This window comes from Vibrio sp. PID23_8, assembly GCF_003584965.1.
GTDB lineage: Bacteria > Pseudomonadota > Gammaproteobacteria > Enterobacterales > Vibrionaceae > Vibrio.
The window spans coordinates 375,903-391,251 of the sequence record NZ_LIXE01000002.1 but is presented as its reverse complement, the minus strand read 5'-3'; the positions used below and the strand labels follow the sequence as shown (position 1 = coordinate 391,251).

Sequence of the window (15,349 nt, the reverse complement as noted above, 5' to 3'; positions counted from 1 at the left end):
TAACCATACAAGAACGCTATGTTCCCTTTAACTGTTGCTGGAGACTTAACATTCTGTTTTCATTGAGTTCTTCAGTAACATCCATATACCGATGCCAACCAAGGTAATGATTTAGGTATTTCGTCGCTACTCCATGAAATCGCTTCATCCATTCTTTGGTTCGACTGTGGTAAGCATTTACATTTTGAACATGGAACACTCGGTCAATAACCCTTATTCCTGCTGATACATTCAGCTGCTTATGTACTAAGTCATTGTTAAGGCAAAGGCTAATGTAAGATTTATGACCATCAGTACAGAGCACACTATCTTTTTCTAGTTTGCCTGCTAACTCCTTGGCTAAGGTTTCTTCTTTTACATCAGGCAAGATGGATTCAAACGTATGCTTTGCCTCGGTCTCTGACCGTTAACACTGGAACCCAGCTCTCCTTAGAACGACCACGCTTAGATGCTCTCATTCCTCGTTTTCTTGGTTTACGCGTTAACTTTCTCGAGCCTTTTTCAGAGTACGGAAATAGAGTTTCATCTGCTTCAATAATGCCCTCAAGCTTTGATGCGTTTAGTGTTGTAGGGAGTTCGAGAAAACGGTGTCGCCAGCGAAATGATGTTTTCAGGTTAATACCACACTCTTTGGCACTTACACGCAGCACTTTGCTATCAAGCATGCACTTCATGTAGTTAGCCCATTGTTCTTTATACCGTAATCGTGCTAGAGGTGTTCCCGTCGTTGCGACAAACGTTTTTAAGCAGTTCTTACAGCGATATCGCTGCATGTCATTGACCTTGCCGTGACGGTTTATTAGTGAGCTGTGGCAGTGAGGACACTCTGGAGAGTCGACAACTCTTTGTTCAAGTTCACGAATGACTTGTGAGGTAGGCTCAACACCTCTCAAAAGTTGTTCGAGCAGTACGGATTGATTGTCCGTGAGTTTAGGTAGTAGTTTTACGAGCTTGTGGAACTGTGACTGAAGCATAAGTGTTCCCTCCAATCGTTGCCTACTTTAAGCATAACAACAATTAAAGGGAACATAGCGTACAAGAATGGTGCATGGCTAAATTCGGATTTACGCCGAGTTCATGCCTAAGAAAGCCGCGAGCGCGCTAGACATTCAAGATAGTACTTGTATTTTGAGCTAGGATGGACAAAAACGCGCCGTGAGCGAGCCTCGGCGCTTTGTCGTAAACATAATGTGTCGATTACGTTCGCGCTAAAACGCGCTCGTAGGATATGCCACTGAGATCATTGCTAAAAAATTCAAAGGATACTATCCCCAAAACTAAAGCTAACCATCTGATTTTTAGATAATTTAGTTATGAAGGTTCAATTAATTTAATAGAAAGAATTTGGTTTTAACATGTTGTTTTTAAGCATTTTTCTGTCGTTCTGTGCCAGTTCTCTCAAAGGATAGGGGCTTCTTCTTTTCTCATTCCTTCTATACCCAAGCTTCTCTTTAATAGGCAGGATCCAAGTGCTGTCGTGGTTGCAAACCAAGCCATTCTCGTAGAACTAATCTGTTTGACGTCACCCGCGCATAAAACCTTTCTTTTGTTATCTCGAACTGACGATTTTTAAAAGGGTAACGGCTGTTTTTTTGTTCGATTTCCGTCTCTCGGCTTAAGTCGAAGAAACTTGAGCACGTTTATCGACTTTTCCTCAATTCTTCTAGACAAATCTCGCTATTTCACTTTTTTGAAAATTTATCTAAAGGTTCTGTATTTGGTGTCGTTAATAAAAGTAACTTTGAGAGAACTACTTGGTTTTCCGAGACGTCGGAAACCGCACCAACGGAAAATCAATTGGAGAAATCACCATGGCAGTGAATGTAAACACAAACGTATCAGCAATGACCGCTCAGCGTTACCTAAATAGCGCAAATTCAGCACAGCAAACTTCAATGGAGCGTTTGGCTTCAGGTTCAAAAATCAACAGCGCGAAAGATGACGCTGCGGGTCTACAAATCTCAAACCGTTTGAACGTACAAAGCCGCGGTCTTGATGTGGCCGTTCGTAATGCGAACGACGGCATTTCAATTGCACAAACCGCTGAAGGTGCAATGAATGAAACCACGAACATCCTGCAACGCATGCGTGATCTTTCTCTTCAATCAGCAAACGGCTCTAACTCAAAAGCAGAGCGCGTGGCGATCCAAGAAGAAGTGACAGCGCTAAATGACGAGTTAAATCGTATTGCGGAAACCACGTCTTTCGGTGGTAACAAGCTACTGAACGGTACGCACGGTTCAAAATCATTCCAAATCGGCGCTGACAACGGTGAAGCAGTGATGCTTGAGCTAAAAGACATGCGTTCAGACAACAAGATGATGGGTGGTGTAAGTTACCAAGCTGAAAATGGCAAAGGCAAAAACTGGAACGTTGCTGAGGGTAAAAACGATCTAAAAATCAGCTTAACGGATAGTTTTGGTCAAGAGCAAGAAATCAACATCAATGCGAAAGCGGGCGATGACATCGAAGAGTTAGCAACCTACATCAACGGTCAAACTGATTTAGTAAAAGCATCAGTAGACCAAGATGGCAAATTGCAGATCTTTGCTGATAACAACAAGGTAGATAGCGAAGTTTCTTTCTCTGGTGGTCTATCGGGTGAACTCGGTTTCGGTGAAGGTAAAAACGTAACCGTTGATACCATCGACGTAACGTCGGTTGGTGGTGCACAAGAATCAGTGGCTATTGTCGATGCTGCATTAAAATATGTTGATAGCCACCGCGCAGAGCTAGGTGCCTTCCAAAACCGTTTCGACCATGCAATTAACAACCTAGACAACATCAACGAGAACGTGAATGCGTCGAAGAGCCGAATCAAAGATACTGACTTTGCGAAAGAAACGACTCAAATGACGAAGTCACAAATTCTATCGCAAGCATCAAGCTCTATCCTTGCGCAAGCGAAACAAGCGCCAAACTCAGCGTTAAGTCTGCTAGGTTAACCGACGTCATACGAAAGATACCAAAGCCAGGTTTATTCCTGGCTTTTTGCTTCAAGGCGTTTATTTCGATTAAATGGTCTCTCTAAATACCAATATTACGGCGATGATGACGCAGCGGCATCTCAGCCATGCAGCTGAGCAAAGCATTGAGTCACAACGCAATCTGACTTCTGGCTATCGGATTAATTCGGCCAGTGACGATGCTGCTGGTTTACAGATTTCCAATACTCTGAATGTTCAAACGAGAGGGCTTGATGTTGCGTTGAGAAATGCACATGACGCTTATTCTGTCGCACAAACGGCGGAAGGTGCTTTGCATGAGAGTAGCGAGGTTTTGCAACGCTTACGCTCTCTCGGGCTTCAAGCGGCAAACGGCAGTCACGATTCAAGTGATCGGCAAAGTATTCAATACGAAGTCATCGCGCTACAAGATGAGCTTGAACGTCTTGCGATCACGATGACATTTGGCGACAAGAACTTGTTTGATGGCTCCTACGGATCGCAAAGTTTCCATATTGGGGCGAATGCTAATTCGATTTCTCTGACTCTTAAAAACATGCGTAACCATATCCCCGAGATGGGTGGTCAACATTATATTGGGGATGCCATCGATAAGGACTGGCGAGTTACCAAAGACAATCAAACGCTCGTATTAGAATATCAAGACAGTACCGGCCAGAGCCAAAATGAGTCTATTATGCTTAAGTTGGGTGACCGTATAGAGCAAGTGGCGACTTATATTAATGCCCAGCAATCGGCGGTGAGTGTGTCGGTGACTGAGGACAACGAGCTGCAATTCTTTTCCTCTACATTGAACACCCCTGAAGGGCTTAAGCTGACCGGAAGTCTAGCTGATGAGCTTGATGTGAGCTCAGGCGTGCTGGTGACGATGGATGACATCAACATGTCAACCGTTGGAGGCGCACAGCTTTCTATTGGGGTGATCGATGCGGCAATTAAGTATGTCGATTCACACCGAAGCGAAATCGGTGGATTTCAAAATTGCGTCAGCAGTGCTATGGATAACTTAAACACGGTTAACCGCAGTGTGACTGAATCAAAAGGCCGGATACGCGATACCGATTTTGCTCGGGAGTCAACGGAGATGGTGCGTTCTCAAGTCTTACAAGATGCGACAAGCGCGTTATTGGCACAAGCAAAGCAAAGGCCAAGGGAGGCGTTGGGATTACTCAACTAATCAATTTTAGAAAATAAAAAACGCTGCCATTGGCAGCGTTTTTTCGTGCTGAGCTAAGTAGTGATTACTTAGTTACACGTAGTACTGGAGTTTCACCAACAGTTACAGAACCAGTAAGCTTGTTCAGCTCTTTGATTTCGTCCATGTTAGAGATAACAACTGGAGTAAGAGTCGATTTCGCTTTCTCTTCTAGTAGAGCTAGATCGAATTCGATTACAGTGTCGCCAGCTTTGACAGTTTGACCTTCTTCAGCGATACGCGTGAAGCCTTCGCCTTTAAGTTCAACAGTATCGATACCGAAGTGAACGAAAAGCTCAATACCGTCGTCAGACTCGATAGAGAATGCGTGGTTAGTTTCGAAGATCTTACCGATAGTACCGTTTACAGGAGCTACCATTTTGTTGCCTGCAGGCTTGATAGCAATACCATCACCAACGATCTTTTCAGCGAAAACAACATCTGGCACATCTTCGATGTTCACGATTTCACCAGAAAGTGGCGCGATGATTTCGATTGCACCAGCGGCAGCGCTGTCATCAGATACAAGCTTCTTAAGTTTGTCAAACAGACCCATTGTGTCATGCTCCTAAGGTTTGATTTTATTCTGTCGAATTATAGTATAGCAATAACGTTCATTAGACGACTTTTTTCGCCGCCTAATGACCATTAAGTATTGAATAACCTGGTACTAGCGATTACTGAGTTTTTTCAGCAATGAACTTTTCTACAACGGCTTCGATTTCTGCAGCTGTTGGTAGAGCCAATGCTTCTTCCGCCATCGCTTTTACTTCTGCGAAGTTAGCGTTACGGATCACTTTCTTCACGGTTGGGATAGAGATGCCGCTCATAGAGAACTCATCTAGCCCCATACCAAGAAGTAGAAGTGTTGCACGCTCATCGCCTGCTAGCTCACCACACATGCCTGTCCATTTACCTTCCGCGTGAGACGCGTCGATAACTTGTTTGATAACAGTCAGTACTGCTGGTGATAGTGGGTTGTAAAGATGAGAAATCATCTCGTTACCACGGTCAACGGCTAGCGTGTACTGAGTCAGGTCGTTGGTACCGATAGAGAAGAAAGCCACTTCCTTCGCTAGGTGGTGCGCGATAGCTGCTGCAGCTGGAGTTTCAACCATTACACCGATTTCGATGTTTTCGTCGAATGCATGGCCTTCAGCGCGTAGCTCTGCTTTGTATTCTTCGATTGCTTTCTTAAGCTCACGGATTTCTTCAACAGAGATGATCATTGGGAACATGATACGTAGCTTACCGTGTGCAGACGCACGTAGGATGCCACGTAGCTGATCACGTAGAATTTCACGACGATCTAAGCTGATACGTACTGCACGCCAGCCTAGGAATGGGTTCATCTCTTTTGGAAGATCCATGTATGGAAGATCTTTGTCGCCGCCGATATCCATAGTACGGATGATCACAGCTTCACCGTTCATTGCTTCAGCAACTTCTTTGTAAGCTTGGTATTGCTCATCTTCCGTTGGAAGTGCATCACGGTCCATAAATAGGAACTCTGTACGGTACAGACCAACGCCTTCACCGCCGTTACGGATGATACCGTCACAGTCTTTTACCGTACCGATGTTGCCGCACACTTCTACGCGGTGACCGTCTAGAGTCTCTGCGTGTAGGTCTTTTAGCTTCGCTAACTCTTCTTTTTCTGCAATGAATGCCGCTTTAACTGCTTTTGCATCAGCGATTTCTTGCTCAGAAGGGTTGATAACAATCTTGTTGTTCATCGCGTCAAGGATCAGCATGTCGCCGTTCTTAACTTGTTTTGTGATGTCGTTAGTACCAACGATTGCTGGAAGCTCAAGAGAGCGAGCCATAATTGAAGTGTGAGAAGTACGACCGCCGATGTCACAAGCAAAACCAAGAACGTAGTCTAGGTTGATTTGTGCTGTTTCAGATGGCGTTAGGTCGTATGCTACTAGGATAACTTCTTCATTGATGTCACTTAGAGACACAATGTTGATGCCTAGAGCATTTTTAACGAAGCGTGAACCGATATCGCGAATATCTGTTGCACGTTCCTTTAGGTATTCGTCGTCAAGAGATTCTAGAGCACATGCTTGCTCTTCGATAACGGTGTAGATTGCGTTATCAGCAGACATTTTGTCGTTTTTGATCAGGGCTAGGATTTCCTCTTCTAGCTCTTCGTCTTCAAGAAGCATGATGTGACCTTCAAAGATCGCTTCTTTTTCTTCACCAAACGTTTCAAGCGCTTTTTGCTTGATAGTTTCTAGTTGAGCAGATGATTTGTTACGAGCGTCAAAGAAACGTGCAACTTCTGCTTCTACTTGATCATCAGAAATAGTGTTTGTGTTTAGGACAATTTCATCTTCTTGAAGTAGTAGTGCTTTACCGATTGCAATACCAGGAGATGCTAGGATGCCTGAAATCATAGCTTTACCTTAAGTTGGTCAACTTTATAAAACGGGAGAATAATGGGTGCGCTAACGAATAGTTTTAGCTTAGTTTTGAGTCTATTTCCAACAAAGCCATTTTGCTTGCACAAAATGGCTTCTGAAATAGGAGACCGGATTAGTGTAGCTCGTCCATTAGAGCAACTAGGTGGTCTACAGCTTGTTGAGCTTGTGGGCCTTCAGCTGAGATAGTCACTAGTGTGCCTTTTACTAGGCCTAGTGTTTGTAGTTTGAAAAGGCTCTTAGCGCTAGCGCTTTTACCGTTAGAAGTCACAGTGATGTCTGCGTCGAATGCTTTAGCTTCTTTAACGAACTGTGCAGCTGGACGAGTGTGAAGGCCGTTTTCTGCAGTGATTTCTACTTGCTTCTCGTACATGTGATATACCCCAATAAATGTATTTTTTGTTAGTTGTGACTAAATTCTAGCTTAACTGCTTTATGTCTTGTGCGCTACCGCGGGAGAGTTCAAGCACGTCAGAATTGATACTAGTCAAAAGTTTGGTCACTACGCAACTGTTTGCGTGCGTAATAACTTTGAAACCTTTTTGGTCTAGCTTCTTTATTTTGAAGCTTAAAATAAAACGCCCTGATATTACCAAAGGTGAGGCAGGGATCAACAAAAAAGCCCCTGACCGGGGCTATTTTAAACGAAAAATTGATTTGACCACATATTACTGTTGGTTCTCTTTATCAGTAAAGATGCCTGAAAATAGCGCAGTACTTAGGTAGCGTTCACCAGAGCTTGGAAGGACGGTTACGATAGTTTTTCCTTCAAATTCAGGTAGTTCTGCAAGGCGATTTGCTGCAACAACGGCTGCGCCTGAAGAGATGCCGGCAAGGATGCCTTCTTCAGACATTAAGCGACGAGCCATCTCAATCGCTTCTTCAGAGGTTACCTGCTCCACGCGGTCAATCAGCTCTAAATCTAGGTTGCCGGGGATGAACCCTGCGCCAATGCCTTGGATTTTGTGTGGTGCTGGTTGAATTTCTTCACCTGCTAGTGCTTGTGCAATGACAGGGGATTCTGCTGGTTCAACCGCGACAGAGGTGATGGCTTTGCCTTTCTCGCCTTTGATGTAACGGCTTGTTCCTGTGATCGTACCGCCAGTACCAACACCCGCGACGAATACATCGATTTCACCGTCAGTGGCTTCCCAGATTTCTGGGCCAGTCGTCTTCTCGTGAATTTCTGGGTTGGCAGGGTTGTTGAATTGTTGCAGAAGTAGGTATTTTTCTGGGTTACTGGCGACAATCTCTTCCGCTTTAGCAATCGCACCTTTCATGCCTTTTGCGGCTTCAGTAAGTTCAAGGTTTGCGCCGAGAGCTTTAAGCAGTTTACGGCGCTCAAGACTCATTGACTCTGGCATGGTGAGCGTTAGCTTATAACCGCGAGCGGCTGCTACGAATGCAAGCGCAATACCGGTATTACCACTTGTCGGTTCTACGAGTTCAACCCCGGGTTTTAGTGTGCCAGCTTTTTCTGCTTCCCATATCATGTTTGCGCCGATACGGCATTTAACGCTGAAACTTGGGTTACGCGCTTCGATTTTCGCGAGAACCTTGCCATTGCTCACTTTATTTAAGCGAACGAGAGGAGTATTACCAATGGTAAGAGAGTTGTCTTCGTAGATCTTGCTCATAGTGATGTTCCTTCATTACACGTTTTGTGAATATGGATAAAAGAATATGCCGTATGAAAAAAAGGGAAAAGGATTAAAAAGTTATATCTTATGAGGTTGGTTGAGAATGTACTAAAAAGAAAGGGGAGTCATCCCCCTTCTTGCTGGCATAGCGCACTATTTCTGATGTTTGAACTCGACTACCCACATAGCGGTCGCACCACATACCGCAACAGGCATTACGATAAGATTGAGGATTGGAATGGTAGTAAAGACCGAAACCAACACACCGAACCCATACGCTTTACCCTGTTTTTGTTTCAACTTGTAACGCATGTCATTGAATGGCATTTTATGATTATCAAACGGATAATCACAGTATTGGATTGCTAGCATCCATGCAGTAAAGAAAAACCATAAGAAAGGCCCGACGGTTTGCCCTAACGCAGGGATTAATAAAAGCAGGAATAGTCCAATCGCTTTAGGTAATACATAAAGGAGTTTACGCCATTCACGGGCCATGACTCGAGGCACATCTTTAATCAGTGCAGTTAAGCCGTCGTCATTCACTTTTTGTCCTGTTAGTAACTCTTCCACTTTCTCAGCCAGTAAACCATTGAACGGAGCAGCAATGAAGTTTGCTAATGTACTGAAAAAATAGGAGAAAGCGGCGAGAATTGTCAGAGCTAGGATTGGCCACAGAATATAAGTTAACCAAGACAGAAACTCAGGAAGCTGGCCAATCCACCCTTCAATCCAACGGTCTAAATGAAAAAATAGATAAAAGATGGCACCGCCCACAAGCAAGACATTCGCCAGTAGAGGGAGCAAGACAAAACGTCTAATTTCTGGAGAGAGTGCGAGTTGCATTCCGTATAGGAAATAACCGAATCCGGTTCTTTTCTGGTTGTTTAATTTCATATCCATTATGTATTTTGGGGAGTGAATACTCATTGTACCTGTGGTTACTTTTCTTTCAATGCCCAACAAAAATGGGCTTGTAAAGTAGAATCGTGGCAAGTATCACAACAAAAAATGGAACTTCTTACATTAAGTTGTTCTAAACCTACATATAGTTTTGGTAAAGTAAAGCATCATTCAGATTTATTGCACTTGGGTTGCTACTCATGGAATGGCGAGTAGTCAAGAACAAGTAGATTGAGAGTAAATAATGCAGGAATTGCGATTCGTACTCATTGTCGTTGGCGCACTAGCCATCGCCGCATTGCTGTTTCACGGTTTGTGGACCAGTAAAAAAGAAGGCAAAGCAAAATTTGGTAACAAGCCACTTGGTAAGTTGGATGTTGACCAAGTGGATAGAGAAAATAAAGAACTAGAGCGTGAGTTTGCTCCTGCGCCGGAAGATGACTTTGAGATTATCCGTAAAGATCGCAAAGAACCAGATTTTGGAATAGAGAGTTCATTTGACAACAAATTCGCTTCAGATCCTCTTATTGATGATGTTCTTGATGAAAAAGAGAGAGAGCGAAAAGAAGAGGCCATCCCTGCATTTGTTGCGACCAAAGCAGAAAGTGATATTGAGCCACTGATGCAAGAGCCCATTCAGCCTGTTGTTGATGAGAGCATCATTGAACCTGTTTTCGAACCACTTGAAGTGACGCCGGTTGAAGATACTCCGCTGCAGGCAGAGCAAGCAGAAGAGCCGAAGTCAGCGCCAGAAATGCAAGTGATCGTGCTAAACGTACATTGCGCAGGTGATGAGCCATTTGTTGGCACTAAACTGTTTGATAGTATGCAACAAAATGGTTTGATCTATGGTGAAATGGACATATTCCACCGCCATGTAGATTTGTCTGGCAATGGAAAAGTGCTCTTTAGTGTCGCCAATATGATGCATCCTGGTACATTGGCACACAATGACCCGGCTGAGTTTACCACCAAAGGTATTTCCTTCTTTATGACTTTACCTTGTTATGGTGAGGCTGATCAGAACTTTAACCTTATGCTTCGCACAGCGCAGTTAATCGCTGATGATATGGGCGGTAATGTACTTGATGACAAACGAAACTTAATGACGCCTGATCGATTATCGTCTTATCGCCGTCAAATAGTTGAGTTTACCACCGCTAGCGCATAATCTTAGCACCAAATAATGATAGGGCTCCGTTAGGAGCCCTTTTTCTTAGATTTCCAACTACATTGATTGACTATACACGGGGCTTTAATATGTCTGAATCCGTACTTCAGCGACTAGAAGAGCTAAAAGAGTCGTTGCATTACCACGCCGTTCGTTACTACGTGGAAGATAACCCAGAGATTCCTGACGCAGAATACGACCGTATGATGCGTGAACTGCTGGATATTGAAGCCGAGCATCCAGAACTGATCACACTTGACTCACCAAGCCAGCGCGTAGGTGGTCAACCTTTGTCTGAATTCAGCCAAGTGACACACGAAGTTCCGATGTTGTCGCTAGATAATGCGTTTGATGATGGCGAGCTCGGCAGTTTTCATAAGCGTGCTCAAGACCGAATTCCGGGACAAACCATCAAACAGTACTGCTGTGAGCCAAAGCTTGATGGCCTTGCAGTCAGTCTACTGTATGAAAATGGTATTTTGGTTCAAGCCGCGACACGCGGTGATGGTACGACGGGTGAGAACATTACCGAGAATGTGCGTACTATCAGTGCGATTCCTCTCAAGCTACAAGGGCAAGACTGGCCAGCACGCCTTGAAGTACGTGGCGAAGTATTTATGCCCAAAGCAGGGTTTGACAAACTGAATGAGCTAGCTCGTCAAAAAGGTGACAAAGTTTTTGTTAACCCAAGAAATGCGGCTGCGGGTAGTTTGCGTCAGTTAGACTCACGCATTACCGCCTCTCGTCCGTTAAGCTTTTATGCCTACAGCGTGGGGGTTGTGGAAGGGGCGACGTTGGCTGCCAGCCACTATGAGCGCTTTCTACAGATTAAATCTTGGGGCTTACCCATGTGCCCTGAAACCAAGCGTGTAGGTAGCCTAGATGATGTCAAAGTTTACTATCAAGATATATTGGAACGCCGTGAAGCCCTAGCGTACGAAATTGATGGTGTGGTTATCAAAGTGGATGATATTGCGATTCAAGAGAGGCTCGGTTTTGTTGCTCGTGCTCCACGTTGGGCAATTGCATACAAATTCCCCGCGCAAGAAGAGATCACAACCCTAAATGATGTCGAGTTTCAGGTTGGTCGTACCGGTGCAATTACCCCAGTCGCTAAGCTTGAGCCTGTTTTCGTTGGTGGTGTGACTGTAAGTAATGCGACACTGCACAATGCGGACGAAATCGAACGTTTACAAGTGATGGTTGGCGACCAAGTTGTGATTCGCCGTGCAGGCGATGTCATTCCGCAGGTGGTTTCTGTAATCAAAGAACGTCGACCTGAATCAGCGCGTGAAATTGTCTTCCCTAATTTGTGTCCAGTATGTCGTTCACACGTTGAACGTATCGAAGGGGAAGCGGTAACACGTTGTACAGGGGGACTTGTTTGCCAAGCGCAACGTAAAGAAGCGCTAAAACATTTTGTTTCTCGTAAAGCGCTCGATGTCGACGGACTTGGAGAGAAGGTGATCGAACAGTTAGTCGACCGTGAAATGGTCGAAACACCGGCAGATTTGTTCAAGTTATCTGCGGGCGTGTTGACGGTTCTGGATCGTATGGGGCCTAAATCGGCGACAAACATTGTCAATGCGTTAGAAAAGTCGAAACTCACCACATTGCCACGTTTCTTGTATTCGCTCGGCATTCGAGAGGTCGGTGAAGCGACCGCTGCCAACTTAGCACAACATTTCAAGTCACTTGACGCCATTCAAGTCGCTACGCAAGAGCAGCTCGTTGAAGTGCAAGATATTGGTGTGGTTGTGGCGAAGCACATTACGACCTTTTTTGGTGAAGAGAACAATCAAGCCGTGGTGCAAGACTTGCTAGCACAAGGTATCAATTGGCCAGAAATCGCTGCGCCACAGGAAGGTGTTGAACTTCCGCTAGACGGTAAAACGGTTGTGTTAACAGGAACGCTTTCCCAGTTGGGTCGCTCGGAAGCAAAAGAGGCGCTACAGAGTCTAGGAGCAAAAGTCACGGGCAGTGTGTCTAAGAAAACCGATATTCTATTTGCTGGGGAAAATGCTGGTTCTAAGCTTGCCAAAGCACAAGAGCTTGGAATTGAGATTCAAACCGAGCAAGACTTACTTGATTTGATGAAATAATTCTTGTCAAGAAAGCTAAGAAATAGCTTAAAAGCCTCAGATGACAATCACCTGAGGCTTTTTTGTGTTGATTAAAAAGCGTGCAATTAAGGCTGGCCAATGGCAATGAAATCATTTCAGTGATCGGGATCTCTCAACACGCTATTGCGTTTATTCTTCTGTTTAGTCTGCGATCTGCTTCAAGTTAAATTTCAGTGCTAGCACTTAAGTTGTTGAAAGTATTTATTTTTTACTGAGAATGAAATCTTATGGTAAAAAGTAAGATCTAGATCAACAACTTGTATGGAACTTTGGCGTTGGTCATATTTTTTTAGAAAAAAAATAAGTTCCATTTGGATGTTTATCGCCGCGAAGTTAGTCTAGCACCATGGATACACAGTGTGTATGCAGGAAAAAAAAAAGAACTGAATTTTAAACAATGAGGTTCACATAGGAATTTACTTCTCCCCTTTGGCGGCCAACTTAAGGTGAGCAAGAAAAATACAGCTATATCCATTTTTAGGAGTTTTCCATGGACAAAATGTTTAAACGTACACTACTAGGCGCTGCTGTAGCTGCAGCAGGTTTCGCGGGCACAGCAAACGCAGCAATCCCACTAGCGGGTGATGCGGTTCAATTTTACGGCCAAGCAGCAGGTTTCATGACTTATGTCGACCCAGCAGAAGGTGACGGTTCAGTTGCTACAACTATCGAATCACGCATAGGTTTCCGTGGTGTGGTTGAGTTCGAAGATTTCGGCCCTAACTTCATTTGGCAAATCGAAGGCGGTAACGCAAACAACGGCGGTTTCGATCCTAACCAATCTTGGACGCACACAGATAACGGTCAGTTAGGTGCACGTGATACATACCTAGGTTTTGATTTTGACGGCGTTGGTTCCTTTAAATGGGGTCGTCAACTTGTTGCAGCATACAACTATGTAGACTGGCCGCACTCAAACCCAGGTCTTGGTAACGTTTTTGACTGGAACAACGATATCGGTGCTGGTTACGAAGATCGTGCAAACAACGTATTGCGTTTTGATTCAGCGAACTTTAATGGTTTTAACTTCCAAGCAACATTAAGCGGTATGGGTGCGTCTACAGAGCAAATCGTATCTAACATTGCGGGTTCTTACTCACAAGAGATGTTCAGCGTTCACGCGGGTTACTACACGCAAAAAGGTTACAATGTAGACACAGAAGTTGAGGGTGTTTCTAAAAAAGCGGGTGACATCTCTTACTACGTAGTAGGTGGTTCCGTATTCCTAGATAACCTAACATTGACTGCAGCAATGAAAGGTATGGAAAACAACGCTTACGATGGCAAAGCAGTTAAGGCTAAGCAAAATGCTTATTCTGCAACAGCACAATACGTACTTGATGGTCAGTGGGTATTTAAAGCGGGTTACGCCTCAACTGATGACGCAAAAGTTGGTGGTGATAAGCAAGCTAATACCAACGACCTAGCGGTAACAGCACGTCTTGGTTACCTACTACCGAGCACATACCTATACCTAGATTCTCGTAACTACAAGATGAATGACTCTGACAAGTGGACAAACGGTGTCCTAGCTGGCGTAGAATACTACTTCTAATTTAGCTAAGTCATTATCTAATGTATTATTAGCGAGCGTCATTGACGCTCGCTTTTTAGTTGAGGGGAAGGATATGAAATCAATAGGTAAGTGGCTTGCAGTATCTGTAGGCGTCTTTTCTTGTAGTGCGATGTCAGCAGTCAATATTGATTTGCATCGAGATATCGAGCCAATCGTAGTCAATGGTGAAAAACTGGGTTTTTTTATTAACAAAAAGAGTGTGCTTGCTCTAGACGATGGACTCAATCAAATGGTCGTGAGTGTTGGTAAGTTAGTGCAAAATCAATACGGTGAACGAGAAAAATTTAATTCAAAGCCATTTATCATTACGTTTGAATCATCGAATGCGGATCTTGAACTGCTTTTACCTACTACATTCACCAAAATTGAAGACGCGAAAAAATTTGATCAATCTCCAAGCTATATTTTGAGAAACAAAAAATCAGGTGAACTCGTCGAAAATGTTCAAGCAATACTGCCAGACAGCGGCGGCCTAACCCGTGACTATGAAAAAGAAGTTGCCAAATACAATCACAAAAACGGCTTCTCGATTGGCTACTTAGCAGCAAAAGACGAAAAAGGTAGTGTCAATAATAATTCATATGCAGTAGAAAACGCGAAAGCGGAATCAAATAGTAAATCGGTTGAAATGATTAAGTATTGGTATGAAAAAGCCAACAGTAGTGATAGAAAAACCTTTACTGATTTAGCATTAAGCAATAGAAACTCAGAAATAAAACAAGAAAATAACCAACAATCTCAGAGTTTAGAAATGATGATTTATTGGTTTAATGAGACTGAAAAAAGCGGTAAAAAGTCAATTGCCACATGGCTAATAAATCAAGAATGATCAAATTGGGGGCGATATAAGCCCCCAACATTATTTTATTGCGGCCAAGAGTATGTACCACCTTGGATACGACACATTTCGCTAGGGATGTACTCAACAGAATTGTTGTCCATATTACAATTTACTAAAGGCCCTAAAGCGGTTGACCCTAGTGTACTAGCAGTCGTTGATGCTGAAAATGCAAACAACGCTGTGAGAAGTAATGGTAAAAATGATTTCATAGTTTTCCCTCTTACTTACCTTTAAAAATATAAGCACTTCATACCCATGCTTATGCGTTAAGTATGTATAGAGACCCGAAAAGATCAAAAATAAATTCAATAAGCTTTTATTTTTTAAAATGAATTTAGATTTACATTTAGTCTATTTTGATATGTATGTTGCTGAATGTTTATCAACTTCAAGGAAGGTGTTTTAAAAAAGGATAGGATTTTATTAATATATCTATCACTTAATTTCCATTGGTAATTAAAATAACGTAATGAAATATAATAGGTAGTTAGAAATGACTGAAGTAAGG

The 15,349-nt window shown here is 43.5% G+C and carries 11 protein-coding genes and 1 pseudogene; 6 read left to right on the top strand and 6 right to left on the bottom strand.

The genetic code is table 11. The features are described from left to right. Window positions 1-16: 16 nt before the first annotated feature. Window positions 17-974: pseudogene (locus tag AK966_RS05670) on the bottom strand (IS1595 family transposase). 837 nt (window positions 975-1,811) lie between these two features. Between AK966_RS05670 and AK966_RS05665 the strand changes: the two are divergent. After that, window positions 1,812-2,945, top strand: coding sequence for a flagellin (locus AK966_RS05665; RefSeq protein ID WP_119463690.1), 1,134 nt, complete (start codon window positions 1,812-1,814; stop codon window positions 2,943-2,945). A 73-nt stretch (window positions 2,946-3,018) separates the two neighbouring features. Then, on the top strand, window positions 3,019-4,143 hold the full coding sequence (locus AK966_RS05660) for a flagellin (protein ID WP_119463689.1): 1,125 nt from the start codon (window positions 3,019-3,021) through the stop codon (window positions 4,141-4,143). A 64-nt stretch (window positions 4,144-4,207) separates the two neighbouring features. Here AK966_RS05660 and crr read toward each other — a convergent pair whose 3' ends face one another. The 5 genes from crr to cysZ form a co-directional block, all read right to left on the bottom strand. Beyond that, entirely contained in the window at window positions 4,208-4,717 is a 510-nt protein-coding gene (gene crr / locus AK966_RS05655) for a PTS glucose transporter subunit IIA (RefSeq protein ID WP_119463688.1), read from the bottom strand. Between the two features lie 121 nt (window positions 4,718-4,838). After that, window positions 4,839-6,563, bottom strand: a complete 1,725-nt coding sequence (gene ptsI, locus AK966_RS05650; RefSeq protein WP_099079288.1) for a phosphoenolpyruvate-protein phosphotransferase PtsI — start codon at window positions 6,561-6,563, stop codon at window positions 4,839-4,841. A gap of 139 nt (window positions 6,564-6,702) precedes the next feature. Further along, a complete protein-coding gene (locus AK966_RS05645; RefSeq protein ID WP_099079289.1) occupies window positions 6,703-6,960 on the bottom strand; it encodes an HPr family phosphocarrier protein in 258 nt (85 codons plus the stop codon). 295 nt (window positions 6,961-7,255) lie between these two features. Continuing rightward, entirely contained in the window at window positions 7,256-8,224 is a 969-nt protein-coding gene (cysK, locus tag AK966_RS05635) for a cysteine synthase A (protein WP_119463687.1), read from the bottom strand. A 156-nt stretch (window positions 8,225-8,380) separates the two neighbouring features. After that, window positions 8,381-9,124 (bottom strand): sulfate transporter CysZ, encoded by a 744-nt coding sequence (cysZ, locus tag AK966_RS05630; protein WP_119463755.1) that lies wholly within the window; start codon window positions 9,122-9,124, stop codon window positions 8,381-8,383. A 250-nt stretch (window positions 9,125-9,374) separates the two neighbouring features. Here cysZ and zipA point away from each other — a divergent pair, with 250 nt between their 5' ends. The 4 genes from zipA (at window position 9,375) to AK966_RS05610 (ending at window position 14,829) form a co-directional block, all read left to right on the top strand. Then, the gene (gene zipA / locus AK966_RS05625; RefSeq protein WP_099079291.1) at window positions 9,375-10,301 is read left to right on the top strand and encodes a cell division protein ZipA; all 927 of its coding nucleotides are present in this window, start codon (window positions 9,375-9,377) and stop codon (window positions 10,299-10,301) included. 89 nt (window positions 10,302-10,390) lie between these two features. Then, a complete protein-coding gene (ligA, locus tag AK966_RS05620) occupies window positions 10,391-12,403 on the top strand; it encodes an NAD-dependent DNA ligase LigA (RefSeq protein WP_119463686.1) in 2,013 nt (670 codons plus the stop codon). 511 nt (window positions 12,404-12,914) lie between these two features. Then, window positions 12,915-13,979 (top strand): porin, encoded by a 1,065-nt coding sequence (locus AK966_RS05615; RefSeq protein ID WP_119463685.1) that lies wholly within the window; start codon window positions 12,915-12,917, stop codon window positions 13,977-13,979. 73 nt (window positions 13,980-14,052) lie between these two features. After that, window positions 14,053-14,829 (top strand): DUF2057 family protein, encoded by a 777-nt coding sequence (locus AK966_RS05610; protein ID WP_119463684.1) that lies wholly within the window; start codon window positions 14,053-14,055, stop codon window positions 14,827-14,829. The last annotated feature ends 520 nt before the right edge of the window (window positions 14,830-15,349 follow it).

Excerpts from the sequence above, each read along its gene's own strand:
- AK966_RS05615 (WP_119463685.1), top strand. The coding sequence starts at position 12,915 with ATGGACAAAATGTTTAAACGTACACTACTAGGCGCTGCTGTAGCTGCA.
- AK966_RS05610 (WP_119463684.1), top strand. The coding sequence starts at position 14,053 with ATGAAATCAATAGGTAAGTGGCTTGCAGTATCTGTAGGCGTCTTTTCT.
- crr (WP_119463688.1), bottom strand. The coding sequence starts at position 4,717 with ATGGGTCTGTTTGACAAACTTAAGAAGCTTGTATCTGATGACAGCGCT.
- cysZ (WP_119463755.1), bottom strand. The coding sequence starts at position 9,124 with ATGAAATTAAACAACCAGAAAAGAACCGGATTCGGTTATTTCCTATAC.
- AK966_RS05645 (WP_099079289.1), bottom strand. The coding sequence starts at position 6,960 with ATGTACGAGAAGCAAGTAGAAATCACTGCAGAAAACGGCCTTCACACT.
- zipA (WP_099079291.1), top strand. The coding sequence starts at position 9,375 with ATGCAGGAATTGCGATTCGTACTCATTGTCGTTGGCGCACTAGCCATC.
- AK966_RS05665 (WP_119463690.1), top strand. The coding sequence starts at position 1,812 with ATGGCAGTGAATGTAAACACAAACGTATCAGCAATGACCGCTCAGCGT.
- ligA (WP_119463686.1), top strand. The coding sequence starts at position 10,391 with ATGTCTGAATCCGTACTTCAGCGACTAGAAGAGCTAAAAGAGTCGTTG.
- AK966_RS05660 (WP_119463689.1), top strand. The coding sequence starts at position 3,019 with ATGGTCTCTCTAAATACCAATATTACGGCGATGATGACGCAGCGGCAT.
- ptsI (WP_099079288.1), bottom strand. The coding sequence starts at position 6,563 with ATGATTTCAGGCATCCTAGCATCTCCTGGTATTGCAATCGGTAAAGCA.
- cysK (WP_119463687.1), bottom strand. The coding sequence starts at position 8,224 with ATGAGCAAGATCTACGAAGACAACTCTCTTACCATTGGTAATACTCCT.